Annotated in this window: 1 pseudogene; it reads right to left on the reverse strand. The window is 40.4% G+C overall.

Features of this window, described 5'->3' with window-relative positions:
• A pseudogene (locus tag B7692_RS11320) lies at positions 1–235 on the reverse strand (IS1182 family transposase); the annotation flags it as partial.

Here is a 235-nt window from a genome sequence, read left to right on the forward strand (position 1 = left end):
CCGTCTGTGTTTTCTGATGTTTGGTATGGTGAAAACGATAGCACCAGCCATCAGGATGTGTGTAGCTATCCTCCTTGTCATTATAGTGCCAATTCGCTAAGTTTCTATTCGACTGTTTATACCCTCTCTTCTGTTCCTTGTCAAACATGGCATATTTAATCAGATGGTTTACCTGCTTTTCATCTAAACGAAGGAGATTCTCTTCACTTCCATATCCAGCATCTGCGACAATTAT

Origin of the sequence: Streptococcus mitis, assembly GCF_002096925.1 — a bacterium.
GTDB classification, from domain to species: Bacteria; Bacillota; Bacilli; order Lactobacillales; family Streptococcaceae; genus Streptococcus; species Streptococcus mitis_AF.